The sequence below is a fragment of the Priestia aryabhattai genome (genome assembly GCF_023715685.1).
GTDB classification, from domain to species: domain Bacteria; phylum Bacillota; class Bacilli; order Bacillales; family Bacillaceae_H; genus Priestia; species Priestia aryabhattai_B.
Genome location: NZ_JAMBOQ010000001.1, coordinates 505,417 through 527,056 on the forward strand (window position 1 = coordinate 505,417; position 21,640 = coordinate 527,056).

Sequence of the window (21,640 nt, forward strand, 5' to 3'; positions counted from 1 at the left end):
CTCTCAATGAAAAAAAGGCGAAGAAAAGAATATGATTTCTTTGTCTCCACCTTCTATATTTATCCAACTTTAGTCATTGTTAGACCTCGTATAGAGGATTTATTAGCGTCGGCCTTTTTCATAAGGAACGCCTAGCGCTTTAGGAGCCTCAGCACGTCCTACAAAACCAGTAAGTGCTAAGATTGTTAATACGTACGGTGCAATGGTTAAAAGGACGGATGGGATATCTTGAATAACCGGAATCTGAGCTCCCGTAATACTCAAAGACTGTGCTAATCCGAAAAACATTGCTGCTCCTAAAGCACCAATAGGATGCCATTTCCCAAAAATCATTGCTGCAATAGCAAGGAACCCTTGTCCAGCAATCGTTCCCGCTGCAAAATTTGTAGCGATAGACGTCGCATATACCGCTCCTCCGATCCCAGCGAACATGCCGGAAATCATAACGCCAATGTAACGCATTCTCACAACTTTAATCCCCATCGTGTCCGCTGCCATTGGGTGTTCACCAACTGAACGAAGACGGAGCCCAAAGGGCGTTTTATAAATGATGTACCATACAGCAAAAGCTAACGCAATTGCGATATAAGACGTAATAGGAACATTCGAAAACAGAATTTTACCAATTATCGGAATATCCGAAAGACCTGGAATCGTTACTTTATCGATACGAAATTGGATAAAATCTGTTTGTCCTTTTCCAAAAATCTTTTTAATTAAAAAGATTGAAAGACCCGCAGCTAGAAAATTCAGTGCTACACCACTTACAGTTTGATCTGCTTTTAATGTAATGCTTGCAACAGCATGAATCAGCGAGAATACAGCGCAAACAACAGCCGCAATTAATATCGCTACCCACGGGGCCCAAGCACCTAATGAATCCTGAAGTAAAAGTGTTGAAACAATACCTGTGAATGCTCCAAACATCATCAGCCCTTCTAACCCGATGTTTACGACCCCGGAACGTTCACTAAATATCCCTCCGAGCGCAGTAAAGATAAGCGGTGCAGCTGAATAAAGCGCCGCTGGAATGATAATGGCTAACACCTCTAAGAAGTTCATTTTGTTCCCCCCTTGCCTGCACGGCCAAGCACCCAGCGAATTAAATAACTAGATGCAACAAAAAAGATAATAAGCGCAATGACAATTTGAATTAATTCAGACGGTACGCCTGTCATAAAGTTCATTTGAGGAGCAGCGGTTTGCAATCCTCCGAAAAAGAACGAAGCTAATAAAATACCAATTGCGCTGTTAGCTCCTAAAAGGGCTACGGCGATACCGTCAAATCCCGTACCTGTAAATGCAGTGAATGTGCCCATATACTGAAATGTTCCCAGCCCTTCCATTGCCCCGGCAAGCCCGGCAAAAGCTCCTGAAATGGCCATGGATAACACAATATTTCGGCCTACATTCATTCCTGCATACTGTGAAGCATGTTGATTAAAACCAACAGCTCTTAGCTCAAAGCCCTTAGCTGTTTTATTCAAAATAAACCACATCACGACGGCTGCAGCGATGGTAATAAGAATGCCGTAATGAAGGCGGGAGTTATTGGTTAACTGGGCTAAAAAGCTTGATGCTAAAGATGCCGATTCTTTAATATCATACGATTTTTCATTCCCCGCATATAAATACGTACGGATTAAGCTGCTCGTTGTATAAAGGGCAATATAGTTCATCATAATGGAAACAATTACTTCATGAACATGAAACTTTGCTTTTAAAAAGCCTGGAATAAACGCCCAAACTGCTCCGGCTGCAGCTGCTGCTAATACAGCTAAAGGAATATGAATGACTGCTGGTAAATCAAACGCATACCCAACCCACACTGAAGCCAACCAGCCAACTAAAAGCTGTCCTTCTACTCCAATGTTAAAAAGACCGGTTTTATAGGCAAACGCAACCGCAATTCCAGCCAGAGCAAGAGGAGTCATGGCACGAATGGTTTCTCCAATCGCTTTTGGCGTTCCAAACATCCCGTCAAAAAGAGATTGATAGCCAAGCATTGGATCATAGCCGCCTAGTAACATAATAACCGCTCCGGCGATGAGTCCTAATATGGCCGATATAACAGGAATCAAAATCATCATTACACGTTCATTTTTCACAAGTTTATTCATGCTGTTCCACCCGCTTTCTCACGCGTACCGCCTGCCATTAATAAGCCTAACTCTTGTTCATTCGTTTCTTTTGGATTTACAATGTCGACTATTTTCCCTTCATAAATAACCGCAATGCGATCGCTTAGATTTATCACTTCATCTAGTTCTAGCGAAACAAGCAGCACTGCTCGTCCTTTATCTCGTTCTTCAATCAGTTTTTTATGAATAAATTCAATGGCCCCTACGTCCAACCCCCTCGTTGGCTGAGCTGCAATTAATAGTTCCGGACTGCGGTCTACTTCGCGGGCAATAATAGCTTTTTGCTGATTTCCGCCCGATAGCGATCGCGCTTGCGTATATTCACTAGGCGTTCGCACATCATATTCTGCAATTAACTCTTTTGCCTTTTTATACATCTCTTTATAATTCAAAATACCTGATTTAGACATCGGCTTTTGATAATACGTTTGAAGACCAATATTTTCACCTATTGTATAATCTAATACCAGCCCGTGCTTATGACGATCCTGCGGAATATGTCCTACTCCTGACTCCGTAATTTTACGAGTGGATAACGTAGACAATTCTTGATTTTTTAATGTGATTGATCCCGACTTTATTTTTCTTAGACCCGTAATTGCCTCAATCAGCTCTGTTTGACCATTCCCATCTACACCCGCGATGCCTACAATTTCGCCTGCCCGAACGCTTAGGTCAAGTGAACTTACAGCCTCTACTCCTCGGCTGTCTTCTACTACTAATTCTTTTATTGTTAACACAGCTTCTTTTGGAGTCGCTGTTTTCTTTTCAGTTTTGAAATGCACTTCTCTTCCTACCATTAAGGCAGCAAGTTCATCAGGGTTGGTCTCTTGCACATTTACCGTGCCAACCCCGACACCTTTTCGAATAATTGTACAGCGGTCACACACTGACATAATCTCTTTTAATTTATGCGTAATTAAAATAATTGACTTTCCTTCTTGAATTAATTTTTTCATAATTTGAATTAATTCCGTAATTTCCTGAGGTGTTAAGGCGGCAGTAGGTTCATCAAAAATAAGTATGTCGGCTCCTCTGTAAAGCGTCTTTAAAATTTCCACTCGCTGCTGCATGCCAACTGAGATATCTTGAATCTTCGCATATGGATCTACCGATAATCCATATTGATTTGAAAGCTCTTGAATATCTTGAGCTGCTTTTTTAATATTGATTTTCCCCGTTCGCGTCGGTTCGTTCCCAAGAATAATATTTTCTGTTACTGTAAAGTTTTGAACCAGCATAAAATGCTGATGAACCATACCAATTCCTAAGTCATTCGCTACGTTAGGATCCGTGATTTTCACTTCTTGGCCGTTTACACGAATCTGTCCTTTTTCAGGCTGATAAAGTCCAAATAAAACGTTCATCAGCGTTGATTTACCCGCACCATTTTCTCCTAACAAAGCATGAATTTCTCCCTTTTTCACTTGGAGTGTAATATTGTCATTAGCAACAATACCGGGAAACTCTTTGCGAATATCTAGCATTTCAATAACATATTCCACTGCTTTCACTCCCTATTCCTGCCTGCTACAGGATTCTGTCTTCCGTTTTTTAGCTATAAAAAAGGCTAGTTTTCACTAGCCTTTTCTACTCATATAATCATTGCTTAACAGGTATCAGCTTATTTTTTAAGCGTTTTTTCAAACTCTTTAAATTCTTTATCCGTTTGAGGCACTGTAATGTCACCGTCTAGAATTTTTTGCTTATACTCATCAACTGCTTTTAACGCATCTTTGCTTACATTATCTTGTGATGGAGCAATCCCTACTCCGTCTTCTTTTAAGCCAAACACAACTTCTTTACCACCTGGGAATTTGTCGTCCATTGCTTTTTTTGCTACATCTTCTACAGCCAAGTCAACGCGTTTAACCATCGAAGTCAACGTTACGTTTTCAGGCATACCTTCTTCATGCTGATCGCGGTCAACTCCAATTACCCAAACCTTTTTGTCTTTACCGCCTTTTGAACGGTTTTTAGCTTCTGTAAATACGCCGTTTCCAGTACCGCCAGCCGCTTGATAAATAATATCAGCGCCTTTGCTGTAAATGGTAGAAGCAATAGCTGAGCCTTTTTCTGGAGAGTTAAAGCTTTCTGCATATTGAGAGATAACTTCAGCATCTGGTTTTACAGATTTAACACCTGCTTTAAACCCATTTTCAAACTTCTTGATTAATGGAGATTCAACGCCTCCGATAAATCCAATTTTGTTCGTTTTCGTTTGTTTAGCTGCCACTACACCTACTAAGAAAGAGCCTTGTTCTTCTTTAAATAGAATGCTTGCCACGTTATCTAAGTTCTCTGACTTTAGCGTATCGTCTACTAATGCAAAGTTAGCATCTGGATACTGCTTTGCTGCTTTTTTAATATCTTCTTTTAATAAAAAGCCAATTCCATACGTCAAGTTGTAGCCACTCTCAGCAAATTTAGAAAGATTGCTCTCGTATTCAGATGCTTTTGTAGACTGCAAATATTTATATCCAGTCCCTTCATCAAGTCCGTTGTCTTTCCCAAACTTTGTAAGACCTTCCCAAGCAGACTGGTTAAACGATTTATCATCTACTCCGCCCGTATCTGTTACCATCCCCACTTTAAAATCCGCCGCTTTTTTATCTCCGCCGCTCTTACCTGCGTCGTCTGATCCACACGCGCTTAAAAGTGTTCCTGCCGCTAATACTAGTGATAATGCAAGTCCCATTTTACGTTTTAACATGTTTAACCCCCTGAATAGTTTTAAAAGTACAAAGCCAATTTTCTATTTCGTCCTGTGACCTACATTTGACACCTCCTTAAAAGGACAATGTTAAATAGTTATAAATTTTCTGACATTTAACCATAAAAAAACTAGACGCGTTTACGCAGTACTTGGAAACTAAATTGATCTGCTTTGAAATAATTAATGGAATATAAAATGGGTTCATCATACTGGTCATAATGCATTTGTTTTAGCACAAGCAAAGCAGTTTCAGGCTCGCATTGTAAAATGGGAGAAACCTTTTCGTGATAGCCTAAAGGCTCAATGTTTGCCACGGCGTATGAGATATGCTTTCCTGCTTGCTTTTCAAGAATTTCTAGCAAAGATTCTTGTTTATATTCGAAATTTTCAGGCAATATTTTTTGAGGAACCTTGTCCATGCAATATACAACCGGCTCTCCGTTTGCCGTTCTCACCCGTTCAACAAATAAAATCTGTTCGTCTTCACCGCAAGCAAAACGTGTTAAATCATTTTCAGACAAATCTTGTATTTGAGAAGATAAAAAGATTGTTCCGGCCTTCATACCAGCTTGTTCAATCATATGTGTTATACTATTTAATTGCTCAATCCCTGACAAAAAAGTAGGCTTCGTGTTGACAAATGTTCCCACGCCGTGTCTGCGAACAATAATATTCTCCTCTTCTAATATGCGAAGTGCCTCACGTAGCGTTGCGCGGCTAACCCCTAGCTGCTTTGATAAATCAAACTCTGAAGGGAGTCTTTCCTTTTCTTTAAAAATTCCTTTTTCTATATTTTGTTTAATTTTATCAATCACTTGTAAATACAAGTGCCGATTATCCGCACGTATAGACATCACTCTTCCTCCATATTAAAAAGTCATCAGACCTCTGATGTTCGACTACTTAATCGAAAATAATATATCATTTTTCGACAGATAAATAAATAGGTTATATTAATTTTTTGTTAAAATTTTTAATATTCTTTTAAAAAAATGAATTTTTGTTATTTTTTAATGTCAGTATACCTAACAACCTGCTTTTCTTCTAATAACAGATAAAAACCAAACATTTTAGTCCTTAAATTTTTTAATATTCGTTTTTATTTCATTTATTTAGCATGACATATTTTTGTATAATACCATTCGTCTCTCATTCCATAAAAAAGATGACTTACTTATAAGCAAGTCATCTTTTTTAGTAAGATTATTAAGATCCAACATCTTCATTTTGCTGAGAAATCAACACCGAACGCGGCTTACTTCCTTCATACGGTCCCACCACTCCACGCTCTTCCATCGCATCAATTAAGCGTGCAGCCCTGTTATAGCCAATTCGAAAGCGTCGCTGTAGCATGGAGACAGAAGCTGTTTGCATTTCTGCCACAAGCTGAACGGCTTCGTCGTATAGCTCATCTGCAAAATCATCGACTTGTTCAGGAGCATCTGTTGGAATCATTTCTTCTTGATACTGGGCTTTTTGCTGTGCAATAACAAAATCAACAATCCCTTCTACTTCTTCATCTGATAAAAAGGCACCTTGCACTCGCACAGGTTTTGAAGCTCCGACAGGCATGAACAGCATATCTCCTCTTCCTAGAAGCTTCTCTGCTCCTCCCATGTCTAAGATAGTACGAGAGTCAGTTTGGGAAGATACACTAAAAGCGATTCGAGAAGGAATGTTTGCTTTAATAACTCCGGTAATAACATCTACTGATGGTCGCTGTGTAGCAATAATCAAATGAATGCCCGCAGCACGAGCCATTTGAGCAAGACGTGTGATCGAATCTTCGACGTCAGATGAAGCAACCATCATCAAGTCAGCCAACTCATCGACAATCACCACAATATAAGGAAGAGTCGGCTGTTTTGCATCCGCGTCTCCATCATCATTCATACGTTTTACTAAATCGTTATATCCTTCAATGTTTCTCGTTCCGCTATGTGAAAACAGCTCATAGCGTCGCTCCATTTCACTTACAACTTTTTTTAATGCTTGAGAAGCTTTTTTCGGATCTGTTACAACAGGAACCAATAAATGCGGAATACCATTGTACATATTCAGCTCAACCATTTTAGGGTCAATCATCATTAATTTTACTTCATGAGGCTTTGTTCTCATTAAAATACTAATAATAATACCATTGATACACACACTTTTTCCGCTTCCTGTTGCCCCTGCTACAAGCATATGAGGCATTTTATTAAGCTCTGCAAGCACAGCTTCTCCTGAAATATCCCGTCCTAAACCAACTAATAGCTTTTTATCTGGCCGGTTATTTTCAGTTGCTTCAAGTACTTCTCTAAGGGAAACCATCGCTACTTCTTCATTCGGCACTTCAATTCCTACCGCTGATTTCCCGGGAATTGGAGCTTCAATCCGAATATCTTTGGCAGCTAATGCAAGTGCTAGATCATCACTTAAATTGACAATCTTACTTACTTTTACTCCTACATCAGGATATACTTCATATTTTGTAACAGCTGGTCCAAGGTGAACCTTTGCCACTTTTGCTTTTACGCCGAAACTTTGAAACGTTTTTTCAAGTTTTTCGGCATTTTTGTAAATGTTTTTATGCTCTTTTGCTTGGTTACTTTTCTTTGGCATCGTTAATAGCTTGATAGGAGGAAGCTCATACTCTTTATTTTCCGTTTCAGTAAATGTAATCATAGGAGCTTTTTCTTCTTCCTGTTCCTTTTGCGGCCTTGGCTGCTGCGGTGCAGCAGCTACAGGCTTCGATTCCATAACCCGCGGCGCCGGAGCTATAGGAGCTGCAGGAGATTGACTAGACTCTTCCTCTCCATAATCAAAGTGTTCAATAATTGGAGGCGAAGGTGCTTCTACTTCTATTTCCATGCTTTCTTCAGGTTCTTGAGCAGTTTTTTCTTGGCGTCTCTTTTTTGTTGTTTTAGGGGCTTTTTTCTTCTTATGTTTCCACGTCTGAATATCTTGCCAGCCTTCTTTTAGCTCCGTTGTTAAAAAATTCACTAAAGGAGACAGAAGTTTTAATACCGTTTCGTGAAGCGAACGTCCGGTAACGAGTAGTACCCCAATCACAATAAGCAACGCAGCGATAAGTTCTGTTCCTAAGCTATCAAATAGATAGTAGAACATGGCAAACATAATAGCCCCAATCATCCCTCCGCCTAAATCACTGTGATTCGATTGGCCCGTCGCTTCGAGCATATACAAATCCCACGTATTCATAATGACAGACGGATCTGTAAACGTTCCGTTTTTTGATAAATTTTCAAATAACGTCACGTGACTAAAAAGTAAAATAGATAAAATAATGAGATATGTACCGATAAGCTGCCGCGTCACTAAAGAAGGCATTTCTCTTTTCCAAATAATATAAATAGATAGCGCCACCATTCCGATTAAACACAGCATATACCATTCGCCAATAAATAAGCGGACCACTAGTACAAGAGCCTGTCCTACAGCACCGAGTCCTGCCATGGCAATTAACGTTAACGCTAATAAAAATAAGCCTATAAGCTCAAAGCGCAATATGCGTTTCCATTCATCCTTTTTTATTTGACCTCTTCGTTTTTTCTTTGCCATTTTTCCACTCCAATCAACGTCCAACACCCTATGTTGATTTTGTTTCTTTTATCAGTTGAATAAAAAAGCAGCCAATACAGCGGCTGCCTTCTTCGTCATATTCATTATACCATATTCACCATAATTATACTGAAATCCTTACGACAAAATTTGACCAGGATAATAATTTTCATTCAAATAATCTTGAGGATTCGTGCTTAAAACCCTCACAATTTGCTGTTGTTTATGTTCATTTTCTTCGACAATAACCGGGATTCCATTATGATTGATAAGCTTTGGCTGAGATTGTTCTTGAAGATAAGACTGCTGAAAAATCAGTTCTTGCGGCATCATTGTATACAAAATCATTGCAGCAGCTGCTCCTCATTCTGACGTCCTTGCTCAATCAGTTCATTTAATTTTTTGATTGCTTGAGCAACTCCGCCTACTTCATTAATTAACCCGTATGAAACAGCATCTCCGCCAACTACATTTGTCCCGATATCACGCGTTAAGTTCCCTTTTGAAAACATAAGTTCTTTAAACTTTTCTTCTGAAATATGAGAGTGTTCTCTCACAAAGTTAATAACGCGCTCTTGCATTTTATCTAAGTATTCAAATGTTTGCGGTACACCAATAACAAGACCCGTTAAGCGAATAGGATGAATGGTCATGGTCGCTGTACCGGCAATATACGAATAATCAGTTGAAACCGCAATTGGAACACCGATTGAATGTCCGCCTCCTAATACAATGGACACAGAAGGCTTGGATAACGAAGCAATCATTTCAGCAATTGCAAGACCCGCTTCTACATCCCCACCTACTGTATTCAAGATAATAAGCAATCCTTCAATTTTTGGATTTTGTTCGATCGCCACAATTTGTGGGATGACATGCTCATATTTTGTCGTTTTGTTTTGAGGGGGCAGCTGCATGTGCCCTTCGATTTGTCCTACAATCGTTAAACAGTGAATATTAGAATCCTGAGGAAGCTGAGCCACGTTGGTCTGTCCTAATTGTTGAATTTTATCTAATATTCCGCCCTTACTTTCTTCATTTTTATTAGGCTGCTGAGGCGCTTCATCAGAATGTATTCTTTCGTTATTTTCAAACATATTCTAGCTCCTTTCACTTATTGATAGTAGTAGTATGAACTTCTCACAGTTATTACATCCACATCAGCTGCAAATAAAAAGCCTTCCCAGCGGGAAGGCTTAACATTAGATTTCCATGATAATCGGTAAAATCATCGGTTTACGACGGGTTTTTTCATATAAAAATTGATTTAAACTTTCTCTCATTTTTAATTTTAATGAAGACCATTCGATAACTTTGTCTTCCATACACTTTTCTAAAATTTGCTGAACAATCTTTGTTGCTTCTTCTAAAAGCTTTTCTGATTCTCTTACATAGACGAAGCCGCGGGAAATGATTTCTGGTCCCGCTACTACTGTTTTTTGGCGTTTATTAATCGTAACTACTACCGTTAAGATTCCGTCCTGTGACAGCAGTCTGCGATCTCTGAGAACGATATTTCCAATATCACCGACGCCTAGTCCATCAATCAGCGTATTTCCTGCTTGAATAGAACCGCTAGGGTACATGCGAGCATCCTTAAATTCAACTCGCTCACCTTTTTCAAGCAAACAAATGTGATCTTCTGATATTCCTAATTGACCGGCCAGCTTTGCATAAGCTTTTTGTTTTCGGTATTCTCCATTCACAGGCATGACATATTTCGGCTTTGTTAAGTTAATCATAAATTTTAATTCTTCTTGACTGCCGTGTCCGGAAGCCTGCACTTTTTTCTGAGCAAACACTACGCTTGCTCTTAAACGAAAGATGACGTCAATTGTTTTTGAAAAGGTCGTTTCGTGACCCGCCACAGGTGTAGCAGCCAGCAAGACCGTGTCATCTTGTTTGATTTGAATAAATTTATGGGACTGTTTAGCCATTCGAGTAAGACCTAAAATTGGCTCTCCGTGATGGCCTGTTGTTAAAATAACTGTTTCTTGTTCTGAAAGATCTTTTAACTTTTGCACAGGAACAATTAAATCCTCAGGCAGCTGCAAATGTCCAAGTTTTGCTGCAATATCAATGATTTTCAGCATACTTTTTTCCATAACGATCAGGTTACGTCCGTGCTGATATGCGGCATGAATGATTTGCTGAATACGGTGTAGATTGGAACTGTATGCAGCAACAATGATTCGACCTTTGCTTTTATAAAAAGCCTCGGTAATATTTTGTCCGATGACTGCTTCGGAAACTGTATAGCCTGGCTTATCTGCATTTGTACTGTCTGAAAGTAAACACAGGACGCCTTTTTCCCCAATGGCAGCCATTTTTCCAATGTCAGCGCTTTGAATGCTGACTGAATTTTGATCAAATTTAAAATCACCTGTATATACAATCGCACCTTGATTTGTTTGTAAACAAATGCCGACTGAATCTTGTATACTGTGCTGTGTTCTAAAAAATGAAATATCCACTCCTTCAAACGATAAAACCGTTGACGAAGTGATAGGATGTAAAGCTTCATATTTTTTAATTCCATACTCTTTTAACTTTTCTTTGATAAGTGCTAGCGTTAATTCTGTACCATATACAGGCACGTCCAATTTTTGAAGTATAAAGGGAATAGCCCCAATTTGCTCTTCATGTCCATGAGTAACAAATATGCCTTTTACGTTCTGTTGATTTTCTACTAAATATGTAATATCCGGAATTACAATATCAATTCCTAACATTTCCCCTCCAGGAAACTTTGACCCTGCATCTAACACATATATGTTTTCATTGATTTCCACCACATACATGTTTTTTCCAAGTTCTCCGACTCCACCCAAGGCTGAAATTTTAATATTTTCTGTCTTTTCTGGTACCATAAGCTCCTCCTACTTACTTTCACCCGTACAATTTCATTTGCTTACATTATAACTGAAGTAAGAATTGGAATACAAGAAATTTCATTCGTCTATTTCCGTCATCTTCTCTTCTATTATCTTATAAGAAAAAAACGTCTCTTCATTGACTCGTATACACGGTCAATGAAGAGACGTTTAAAAAACATGCTTATAGCTTATAGCGTATTTAATGTGTTAACTAACGTTTGACGTTCTTCTTCCGTTAACGGAACTAAAGGTAATCGTACCGATCCTACGTCTAACCCTTTTAGCTGTAAAGCTGTTTTAACAGGCGTTGGACTTGGAGCCGCAAAAAGAGATTTCATAACAGGTACAATGCGCTGATGAATTTTTGCTGCTTCTTTCGGATTTCCTGACTCATACAACTTAACCATCTCTTGCATTTCATTTCCAATAACATGAGAAGCGACAGAAATAATGCCAGTTCCTCCAATTGCTAATACTGGTAATGTTAAACCATCATCACCGCTGTATAAAGCAAAATCATCGCTTGTTTGTGCGATAATAGCTGTCATTGCGTCAAGGTCTCCGCTTGCATCTTTTAACGCTACAACATTTGGCAGTTCAGCTAGGCGTACAATTGTATCAACAGACATATTGATCACAGATCGCCCTGGAATATTGTATAACATGACAGGCAGCTCTGTACTTTCAGCAATTGTTTTAAAGTGCTGATACAGACCTTCCTGATTTGGCTTGTTATAATAAGGTGCTACAATCATAATCGCATCTACGCCGATTTCTTCTGCTTTTTTCGTTAATTCAATTGATGCATACGTATTGTTGCTTCCTGTACCTACAACAACTGGTACACGGCCATCTACTACCTTTACTGAGTGGCGGAACAGCGCCAGCTTTTCTTCTGTTGAAAGCGTAGGAGATTCACCCGTTGTTCCTGCAATAACCAACGCATCCGAACCGTTGCTGATTAAATAGTTAATAAGCTGCGTTGTTTTTTCAAAATCAATATTTCCTTTATGATCAAAAGGCGTTACCATCGCTGTTGCGACTTTCCCAAAATCAATCATGTTTTCACTCCTTGAAATTGCATTATCCCTATTCATGTAATGAACCGTTAGCTTATAGCTAACGGAACATGTAGTTTATCTCTTTTGCGGTGCTTTTGACAAGTCAAAGGCACCATGAAGAGCATTAACAGCTTTCTTTAAATCCTCTTCTTTTACAAGCACCCAAATCGTCGTATGGCTGTCAGCAGATTGTAAAATCTGAATACCTTCGCCAGAAAGGGCTGTAACAATTTTAGATGTAACACCAGGCACCCCTGCAATTCCTGCTCCAACCGTTGACACTTTAGCGCAGTTGCGAATAACAGCCGGCTCATATCCTAGCACATGAAGCACATCAATCGCTTTGTCAGTTGCTTCATCTGTTACCGTATATACAACACCCTTCGGTGAAATATTGATAAAATCTACGCTGATTTTTTCTTGTGCCATTGCTTTGAATACTTCTGCTTGCGTATCATAATGGCCTTCTTTACTAAAAACTTTAATTTGAGTGACGTTTGATACGTGTGCGATGCCTGTTACAAGGCGTTCTTGCACATCGCTTCCACGCTGCTGTGCTTCGCCTTGAGATGTAACAAGCGTACCTTCTGAATCAGCATATGTGGAACGGACGCGCATCGGTACTTTTGCTTGCATGGCAATCTCTACGGCACGTGGGTGAACTACTTTTGCACCTTGATAAGCCATGTTGCATATTTCGTTATATGTGACAACGGATAGCGGTCTTGCATCTGCTACAATACGCGGGTCAGCCGTCATCACACCTTCTACATCCGTGAAAATGTCAATGTAATCAGCCATAAGGGCCGCACCTAAAGCTGAAGCAGATGTATCGCTACCTCCGCGTCCAAGCGTTGTTGTATCGCCTTCAGTGGTTGCCCCTTGAAAGCCTGTTACAACAACGACGTCATATTCTTCTAGTTCTTTTAACAAACGGTCGCATTTCATCTCTAGTATCTTGGCATTGGTAAAATCATTATTCGTCACAAACCCGGCCTGTGCACCGTTTAGTGCTGTAGCTTTAATGCCATTTTCGTTTAATAAATTCGTAAATACAACCGATGAAATTAATTCTCCGCATGCCATAAGCATATCAAGCTCCCGTTTATTAAGAGACGCTTTATTTCCATCAACAAGTGAAAGCAATGTATCCGTTGCATACGGCTCACCTTTTCGTCCCATTGCCGATACAACAACGACTACTTTGTAACCCTCACTTAATGCATTGTTTAAATGATAGATTGCTCTCGCTCTTCCCTCTTCGTTACGAACGGAAGTTCCTCCAAATTTTTGGACGATTATTTTCATACTTACACCTCATCATGTTCCGAGACACTCTGGTTGCGCTTATTTTACTAAGCTAAGCTTAATAAGTGATTCTGCAATTTGTACAGAATTCCAAGCTGCACCTTTTAACAAGTTATCAGAAACGATCCACATATGGAAACCGTTATCGCGATCTAAATCTTTACGAATACGGCCGACAAACACATCTCGTTTACCTATACAATCTGCTGGCATTGGATATACTTGATTTTCTGGATCATCTTGCAATACGATACCAGGTGCATCAGCCAATAAATTTTTCACATCAGCTACCGTTACACCGTCTTTTTCAATTTCAATGTACACTGACTCTGAATGACCTGTTACAACCGGTAGACGAACACAAGTAGCAGCTACTGGCAATTCAGGCATGCTCATAATTTTCTTCGTTTCATTAATCATTTTCATTTCTTCAAATGTAAAACCGTTATCTTGAAATTTATCAATTTGCGGAATGGCATTAAAAGCAATTTGATAATGTTTTTTATCTCCACCAACCGGTAAAATTTCCGGTGTAAACTCTTTTTCTTCTAAAATAGCTTTAGCTTGTTCTTTTAATTCATTAATTGCAGCAGCGCCTGCTCCAGACACGGCTTGATACGTTGATACTAGCACTTTAGATAAACCGTATGTTTCGCGTAATGGCTGTAATGCTGCTACCATTTGAATTGTAGAGCAGTTTGGATTAGCAATGATTCCGTTATGTGCGTGTAATGCGTCTTCATTCACTTCCGGCACAACTAACGGGACATTTTCATCCATTCGATAAGCGCTCGTGTTATCTACAACGATTGCTCCGCGTTTCACTGCCTCTGGTGCAAGTGCTTTTGAAATGCTGCCACCTGCACTGAATAAAGCAATATCTACGCCTTCAAAGCTATCAGGAGTTGCTTCTTGCACAACAACTTCTTCTCCGTTAAACAACACTTTTTTACCAGCTGAACGAGCTGAAGATAATAACGTTAATTTACCAACTGGAAAATTACGCTCCTGTAGGGTTTTAATCATTTGTTGTCCTACTGCACCTGTTGCTCCTACTACTGCTACATGTAATTCTCTTGTCATTTTAATACCGCCTCCAACAATTTTCAACTACTCAACATTTATCTGCATATACTGACTATTTTAACATATTATTATGCTTCATTGCGTCAAAGAAGAGAAGATTTTTAAAATCTTCTCTTCTTTGAGATTGAGAGTTCTCTTACAGCCGCAGTATTGAATAGATTCATGCAACAGCAAGAGGCATATATGTCCTATGACTCTTGACCGTCGCGGAACCTTTCGACAATAACAGGCTGAATCTGTTTATCTTCAAGCGCTGCGTACACCGTGTCTGATAACATCGTCATACGCGCTACCATTGAATTTGGCTTAAGCACCGGGTCATCTTGACCAAATGGAATAAAATAAATATTTTTAGTCGCCATTAGCCTCATTAAGTTTACACCATTTAGCCCTAGTGCGTCATTAGTCGAAATTCCCAGTACAACCGGCTTATTATTACGAAGCGTTGCTTTAGCTGCCATCAGTACCGGAGACTCAGTCATTGCATTCGCAAACTTACTCATCGTATTCCCAGTGATTGGGGCGACTACCATACAATCAAGCGGAATTTTTGGTCCTAAAGGCTCTGCTTTTACAATTGTATTGATGACGGCGTGACCTGTTAATTCCTCAATTTTTTTCACCCAGTCTTCTCCATCTCCAAAACGAGTATTTGTGGATTGTACGGTGTAAGAAACAACCGGTAACACTTCTGCTCCCAAGTTAACAAGCTTTTCAATTTCTGGCATAACTGCATCATACGTACAGTGAGATCCAGTCAAACCGAATCCTATTCTTTTACCTTTTAATGACATTATTCATTCTCCTCTCTCGCATCCGCCGCGTCTTTTAATAAATTTACTAATACATTAGCGACAATCTGGCCTGCTGTTTTTGGAGCCACAATTCCTGGAAGACCAGGTGCTAAAATAGCTTTAATTCCTCGTTTTTCTGCATAGCGGAAATCGGTCCCTCCAGGCTTTGAAGCTAAATCAATAATGAGCGCGTGGGTTGGGACATTAGATAATGTCTTAGCCGTTAAGATCGGGTATGGAATTGTGTTAATACATATATCACTATCAGCAATTTCTTTATCGAGTTCAGAAAGATAGAAAGGTTGCAAACCCATTTCAGCAATACGTGCTAAATGTTCAGATTTTCTAGCTCCTACTTTTACATTGGCACCGAGTGCAGCAAAGGACCTCGCCACACTCATTCCTACTCTTCCTAAACCTAGGACAGAAATATTTGAACCGTGAATGGTAAAATCCGTATGTTGAATAACAAGCATGATGGTACCTTCAACAGTAGGAATAGAGTTATAAATCGCTACATCATCACGCTCAAATAGCTGAACGAGTTTACGATTTGTCGTTTTGACTAATTCGTTTAAATACCCATTGCTAATACCAGAATAAATAATGCAGTGCTCAGGCGTTTTTTTAAGTACTTCTTCAGTTAACACTACTTTTTCATTTGAAAAAATAGTATCTACTTGCCCTTCGTGATTTGTTCCAGGCACTGGAAGGATGATGGCGTCAACATCTGAAAAATCCAGCTCCTCTATCTGATATTTCGTCGCACCTGTAAAACCATGATCTAGCTGATCAAAACCAATAAGAGAGGTTTTTGCATCTAATTGAATTAATTTTCGAATGACTTCAAGCTGTCTAGCATCACCGCCGATTACAGCTATGTGCAAATCCGTTAACATGTTTCATTTTCACCTTCTTTAACATTAAATAGATGTATCCTTCGCTTAAACCATCGAGATGTAAAGTGCTACCATTACGCCCTAGAATGCCTATTGCTTTTCTTCAACATACTATGTAAACACACAGGAATCGGTGAATCTTTATCCCTGAAAATAAAAGAAACGAGATGCAAGAAGCATCTCGTTTCTTATTTTGTTGACTCATTGTTTATGTTGTCTAGCTGCTGGACATTTACAATCACCATATCTGCACCAATTTTTTCGATATTTCCCCACGGCACTCGCACTTCATCTCCTTGTTTTCGAAACCCAAACCACTTCACAGATGGAATAATAAGCGCATTAATTTGTCCCGTATGTTCATTAATTTCAAGATCTGTTTGCCCTAAAATACCCAAACGCTCTGCTCGCTTAACGTCTACAATTTCTTTTCCACTCAGTTCGCTTAATCTCATGGAATCCCTCCTTTCATCTAATTTATTGAACAACCACACAAAAAATGACAAAAAAGTAAGGCTGGCTCAATTATTTTAGCCAACCTTACTTTTAATGTTTAATTTCCTTTAAAGCCCTTAGGTAAATCTCCACTCGGACTTATTAATGAAAGAGCAAATTCGTCTTTGAAAATATCTCGTGCAAGACCATTTACACTATCTTTAGTCACAGCATTCACAAGGTCTAAAATTTCATCTAATGAACGGTGATAGCCTAGCATTAACTCATTTTTTCCATTTCTGCTCATACGGCTATTTGTGCTTTCAAGACTCAGCATTAAGTTTCCTTTCAGCTGCTCTTTGCTGTTAGCAAGTTCTTTATCCGTAATACCTTTATCTTTCAGATCATAAAGTGTTTCTTGAACCGTATCATATAATACGTCGAGCTGATGGCTTCCCGTCCCTCCATAAATCGTTACAAGACCGCTGTCTCGATAAGAAGAATGATAAGAGAAAACAGAGTAAGCCAAGCCGCGCTGTTCGCGAACTTCTTGGAACAAACGACTGCTCATGCTTCCACCAAGCACGTTATTTAATACAATTAAGCTATATACATCTTCTCCGCCGATTGGGAGACCTTTAAAGCCAAGGCAAAGATGAGCTTGTTCTGTCTCCTTTTTGCGCGCAATATGATTTGTATGGAACTCTGGCTGAACATATTGGTGAGCGGAATGGCTTGACGTATATGTACCAAAATAGTTTTCCACCTGTTGAATAAAACTCTCATCAATATTTCCAGCTACTGAAATAACGATGTTTTCGGGAATATACATTTGCTCCATATACTGACGAAGTGAATCCCCATTAAATGTTTTTAACGTATCTTCCGTTCCTAAAATTGGATAACCTAATGGATGATTGCCATATACGGCTTTTCCTAATAGATCGTGTACGATATCATCAGGTGTATCTTCATACATTTTAATTTCTTCATATACAACATTTTTTTCACGAGCTAATTCCTCTTCATCAAATGAAGAATTAAAGAACATATCCGCCAGCACGTCTAGCGCTTGATCTGCGTGTTCGTCTAATACTTTTGCATAGTAGCACGTGTATTCTTTAGAAGTGAATGCATTTACTTGTCCCCCAATGCGGTCGAAGCTTTCTGCAATTTCACGAGCAGATCTTGTTTTTGTTCCTTTAAAAAACATATGTTCAAGAAAATGTGATACACCATTAATTTCAGGGTGTTCACTTCGAGAACCTGTTCCGATCCACACCCCAATAGCCACAGATCGAACAGTTGGGATATTTTCCAATACAATTCTTACACCATTTTTGCACGTATATCGTTTTATCAAGCTAGTGCCTCCCTTTTGCTTATCTCACTTACTTCTTAGTAGAAGAAGGTATTTTCATCATTCTTTCTTCATCTAGCATCGTTGACACATCGCTAACTTTCAGGCCTTTGCGTTCAATATCGGTTAACAATTGGTCAAGCGATTCAGCCGTTGATTCAGTCGGGTGCATCAGTACAATAGCCCCTGGATGAATCTTCTTCATTACTCGATTAATTAACACTTCTGGACTTGGCTTTTGCCAATCGATCGTATCAACTGTCCACATAATTGTACTCATTTTTAACTGAGAAGCAAGCGTTACTACTTCGGGGCGAAAACTGCCGCTCGGAGGAGCAAACCATTTTACTTTTTGTCCCGTAGTAGATGTAATAATATCATTCGTTTTTTTAAGCTGCTGATTGATTTGACTAGCCGATAATGTGGCCATATCGGGATGAGAATAAGAATGGTTCCCTACTTCATGCCCTGCGTCTACAATCATTTTTGCCATGTCTGGATTATTTTTAACCCATTTCCCTTCTAAAAAGAAGGTTGCTTTAGCATGGTGTTTTTTCAGCACTTCTAACATTTTAGGCAAATACTCGTTCCCCCATGCTACGTTCACTGTAAACGATACCATAGGCTTTTCATCGTGTCCACGGTAGATAGGTTCCTGTGGTAAATCCCTCAAGTGAACCTTTGGTCTAACCTGTTTGTACACTAGTTTTTTTTCATCAAATTTACCCGCAGGTTTCATATTTTTATAAGAAGCAGCAAGATCAACTTTTATGCCGTTATAGCCAGGAACCCGTTTCCAAACAGGATCGATTCGTGCATTCGCTGCTGGCTTTTCATAATCTTTTGCTTTTTCTTCAATCTTTTGATATAACGCATCATGCTGAGCTGATACAAGTTGTACATCGGATTTAAGTGCTTCTATATACGCTTCAGCAAAAGGATTATAAATAGATTTATATGTAATTGCCAGTAAAAATAGAAATGCTGTAAATTGCACAATGGTTCTCTTCACTTATCCTTCCCCCTTTACCATTTAAAATATGTATAAAGAGGACAAGGTAGAACAAACATCTACAAACGATAAAATCGCCCTACACATGGATTTTCTTCATGTATGGACGATTTCACAATGTCTATATAGTAGTAAAAGAAGATTATTTTGTTTCTTTTGCTTTTTCTTCTTTTTCTTTTTGTTCTTTTAAAATTGCTTTGCGAGATAAGTTAACGCGACCTTGTTTATCAATTTCCATAACCTTAACTAAAATCTCGTCGCCAATCGATACAACGTCTTCTACTTTTCCAATACGCTCTTCTGCAAGCTCTGAAATATGAACAAGCCCATCTTTTCCGCTGAAGATTTCTACAAATGCACCGAATTTTTCAATTCGTTTTACTTTTCCTAAGTACATTTGACCGACTTCAACTTCGCGTACAAGATCTTCAATGATTTTCTTCGCTTTTTCATTCATCGGCTGATCAATAGAAGAAATGAAGATTGTACCATCTTGTTCGATATCAATTTTCACGCCTGTTTCTTCGATGATTTTATTGATTTGCTTGCCGCTTGGTCCAATAACATCACGAATTTTATCAGGGTTAATAGCCATTGTAAGGATTTTAGGCGCATATTGAGAAAGCTCTTGACGAGGCATAGCAATCGTTGACATCATATGATTTAAGATCTGCATACGGCCTTTTTTTGCTTGTTGAAGGGCTTCGTCTAAAATTTCACGAGATAACCCGTCAATTTTAATATCCATTTGAAGCGCAGTTACGCCATTTTCCGTACCTGCTACTTTAAAGTCCATATCTCCTAGGTGATCTTCCATTCCTTGAATGTCCGTTAAAATCGAGTAGTGTTCACCTGATTTGATCAGACCCATGGCAATCCCTGCTACAGGTGATTTAATTGGAACCCCAGCATCCATCATTGCAAGCGTACTTGCACAAATACTTGCTTGTGAAGTAGAACCGTTTGACTCTAATACTTCAGATACAAGACGAATTGTATAAGGGAAATCTTTTTCATTTGGAATAACCGGCTCAAGTGCACGTTCACCTAGCGCACCATGTCCAATTTCACGACGACCCGGTCCGCGCATCGGTCTAGTCTCACCAACACTAAATGAAGGGAAGTTATAGTGATGCATGAAGCGTTTAGATTCTTCTACACTTAAACCATCTAAAATTTGCACATCGCCAAGTGCACCTAATGTACAGATGCTAAGCGCTTGAGTTTGTCCACGCGTAAATAATCCAGATCCGTGTGTACGAGGAAGCAAGTTTGTTTCAGAAGAAAGTGGACGAATTTCGTCAATACTACGGCCATCAGGACGCACTTTTTCTTCTGTGATCAAGCGACGTACTTCACTTTTAACAAGCTTCGATAAAATTTCATTCACTTGATTTAGTACTTCTTCTTCTACATCTTGCTCTTCAAATTTTGCAGCTACTGCGCTTTTCACTTCTTTAATCGCATTTTCGCGCGCATGCTTTTCTTGAACTTGAACGGCACGGTTCATGTCACCTTCTGCAATTTCGCGAACTTGACGCTCAAGGTCAGCATCAACAGTATAAAGCTCAACTTCCACTTTTTCTTTGCCTACTGCTGCTACAATTTCTTCTTGGAAGGCAATTAATTTTTTAATTTGCTCATGTCCAAACATAATTGCTTCTAACATTACTTCTTCCGGTACTTCATCAGCACCTGCTTCAACCATGTTGATCGCGTCTTCTGTACCAGCAACCGTCAGATGAATATCGCTTTTTTCAAGCTCATCTACCGTTGGGTTTACAACAAATTCATTGTCTACACGGCCTACGATTACGCCTGCAATAGGACCTTCAAATGGAATATCAGATACTGATAATGCTAATGAAGAACCGAACATTGCCGCGATTTCTGAAGAACAGTTTTGATCTACGCTCATTACAACGCTGACAACTTGAACTTCGTTTCGGAAACCATCTGCGAATAAAGGACGAATCGGACGGTCGATTAAACGGCTAGCCAAGATTGCTTTTTCACTTGGTCTGCCTTCACGCTTAATGAATCCACCTGGGATTTTACCGACTGCATATAAACGCTCTTCATAGTTTACTGTTAACGGGAAGAAATCTACATTTTTAGGCTCTTTTGAAGCCGTTGCTGTACTTAATACAACTGTGTCTCCATAGCGGATTAATGCTGCGCCATTTGCTTGTTTTGCCAACTGGCCAACTTCAACTTCTAGCTTTCGTCCAGCTAGATCTACAGAGAACACTCGTTTTTCTTGTTCCATATCGACGAGTACCCCTCTCTACATATAAAATATGTATGTAATCAAATGTGATAGTTTTATTATAAACGAAATATCCAAAAACAATAGCTTTTTTCACATTATGTAGCATCTTTAATGTT

18 protein-coding genes are annotated in these 21,640 nt (G+C 39.2%); all 18 read right to left on the reverse strand.

Going from position 1 to position 21,640, the window contains the following annotated elements:
* Positions 1 to 102: 102 nt before the first annotated feature.
* Positions 103 to 1,062, reverse strand: coding sequence for an ABC transporter permease (locus tag M3225_RS02610; RefSeq protein ID WP_251390945.1), 960 nt, complete (start codon positions 1,060 to 1,062; stop codon positions 103 to 105).
* Entirely contained in the window at positions 1,059 to 2,120 is a 1,062-nt protein-coding gene (locus M3225_RS02615) for an ABC transporter permease (RefSeq protein ID WP_251390947.1), read from the reverse strand. The genes M3225_RS02610 and M3225_RS02615 overlap by 4 nt, the downstream gene beginning before the upstream one ends.
* Positions 2,117 to 3,646, reverse strand: a complete 1,530-nt coding sequence (locus M3225_RS02620; RefSeq protein WP_251390949.1) for an ABC transporter ATP-binding protein — start codon at positions 3,644 to 3,646, stop codon at positions 2,117 to 2,119. The genes M3225_RS02615 and M3225_RS02620 overlap by 4 nt, the downstream gene beginning before the upstream one ends.
* 119 nt (positions 3,647 to 3,765) lie before the next feature.
* A complete protein-coding gene (locus M3225_RS02625) occupies positions 3,766 to 4,854 on the reverse strand; it encodes a BMP family lipoprotein (protein WP_251390951.1) in 1,089 nt (362 codons plus the stop codon).
* A gap of 131 nt (positions 4,855 to 4,985) precedes the next feature.
* On the reverse strand, positions 4,986 to 5,711 hold the full coding sequence (locus M3225_RS02630) for a GntR family transcriptional regulator (protein WP_251390954.1): 726 nt from the start codon (positions 5,709 to 5,711) through the stop codon (positions 4,986 to 4,988).
* Between the two features lie 352 nt (positions 5,712 to 6,063).
* Positions 6,064 to 8,421, reverse strand: a complete 2,358-nt coding sequence (locus M3225_RS02635; RefSeq protein ID WP_251390956.1) for an FtsK/SpoIIIE family DNA translocase — start codon at positions 8,419 to 8,421, stop codon at positions 6,064 to 6,066.
* A gap of 138 nt (positions 8,422 to 8,559) precedes the next feature.
* A complete protein-coding gene (locus tag M3225_RS02640; RefSeq protein WP_251390958.1) occupies positions 8,560 to 8,769 on the reverse strand; it encodes a YlzJ-like family protein in 210 nt (69 codons plus the stop codon).
* Positions 8,766 to 9,518 carry a ClpP family protease gene (locus M3225_RS02645; RefSeq protein ID WP_251390960.1) on the reverse strand — a complete coding sequence of 251 codons (753 nt, stop codon included), beginning with the start codon at positions 9,516 to 9,518 and terminating at the stop codon, positions 8,766 to 8,768. Before M3225_RS02645 ends, M3225_RS02640 begins: the two co-directional genes overlap by 4 nt.
* Before the next feature lie 105 nt (positions 9,519 to 9,623).
* Positions 9,624 to 11,291 (reverse strand): ribonuclease J, encoded by a 1,668-nt coding sequence (locus M3225_RS02650; protein ID WP_251390962.1) that lies wholly within the window; start codon positions 11,289 to 11,291, stop codon positions 9,624 to 9,626.
* 194 nt (positions 11,292 to 11,485) lie between these two features.
* On the reverse strand, positions 11,486 to 12,358 hold the full coding sequence (gene dapA / locus M3225_RS02655) for a 4-hydroxy-tetrahydrodipicolinate synthase (RefSeq protein WP_251390964.1): 873 nt from the start codon (positions 12,356 to 12,358) through the stop codon (positions 11,486 to 11,488).
* 75 nt (positions 12,359 to 12,433) lie between these two features.
* Positions 12,434 to 13,666 carry an aspartate kinase gene (dapG, locus tag M3225_RS02660; RefSeq protein WP_251390966.1) on the reverse strand — a complete coding sequence of 411 codons (1,233 nt, stop codon included), beginning with the start codon at positions 13,664 to 13,666 and terminating at the stop codon, positions 12,434 to 12,436.
* A 39-nt stretch (positions 13,667 to 13,705) separates the two neighbouring features.
* Positions 13,706 to 14,749 carry an aspartate-semialdehyde dehydrogenase gene (gene asd, locus M3225_RS02665; protein ID WP_028410847.1) on the reverse strand — a complete coding sequence of 348 codons (1,044 nt, stop codon included), beginning with the start codon at positions 14,747 to 14,749 and terminating at the stop codon, positions 13,706 to 13,708.
* Between the two features lie 191 nt (positions 14,750 to 14,940).
* The gene (locus M3225_RS02670) at positions 14,941 to 15,546 is read right to left on the reverse strand and encodes a dipicolinate synthase subunit B (protein ID WP_013058825.1); all 606 of its coding nucleotides are present in this window, start codon (positions 15,544 to 15,546) and stop codon (positions 14,941 to 14,943) included.
* Positions 15,546 to 16,445, reverse strand: a complete 900-nt coding sequence (dpaA, locus tag M3225_RS02675; RefSeq protein WP_251390968.1) for a dipicolinic acid synthetase subunit A — start codon at positions 16,443 to 16,445, stop codon at positions 15,546 to 15,548. The genes M3225_RS02670 and dpaA overlap by 1 nt, the downstream gene beginning before the upstream one ends.
* A gap of 188 nt (positions 16,446 to 16,633) precedes the next feature.
* Positions 16,634 to 16,900, reverse strand: coding sequence for a YlmC/YmxH family sporulation protein (locus tag M3225_RS02680; protein ID WP_251390970.1), 267 nt, complete (start codon positions 16,898 to 16,900; stop codon positions 16,634 to 16,636).
* A 98-nt stretch (positions 16,901 to 16,998) separates the two neighbouring features.
* Positions 16,999 to 18,243 (reverse strand): M16 family metallopeptidase, encoded by a 1,245-nt coding sequence (locus tag M3225_RS02685; RefSeq protein WP_028411394.1) that lies wholly within the window; start codon positions 18,241 to 18,243, stop codon positions 16,999 to 17,001.
* A gap of 28 nt (positions 18,244 to 18,271) precedes the next feature.
* Complete coding sequence (locus tag M3225_RS02690) at positions 18,272 to 19,252, reverse strand: polysaccharide deacetylase family protein (RefSeq protein WP_251390972.1); 981 nt, start codon at positions 19,250 to 19,252, stop codon at positions 18,272 to 18,274.
* Positions 19,253 to 19,394: 142 nt separating this feature from the next.
* Positions 19,395 to 21,521 carry a polyribonucleotide nucleotidyltransferase gene (pnp, locus tag M3225_RS02695; protein WP_251390975.1) on the reverse strand — a complete coding sequence of 709 codons (2,127 nt, stop codon included), beginning with the start codon at positions 21,519 to 21,521 and terminating at the stop codon, positions 19,395 to 19,397.
* Between the last annotated feature and the right edge of the window lie 119 nt (positions 21,522 to 21,640).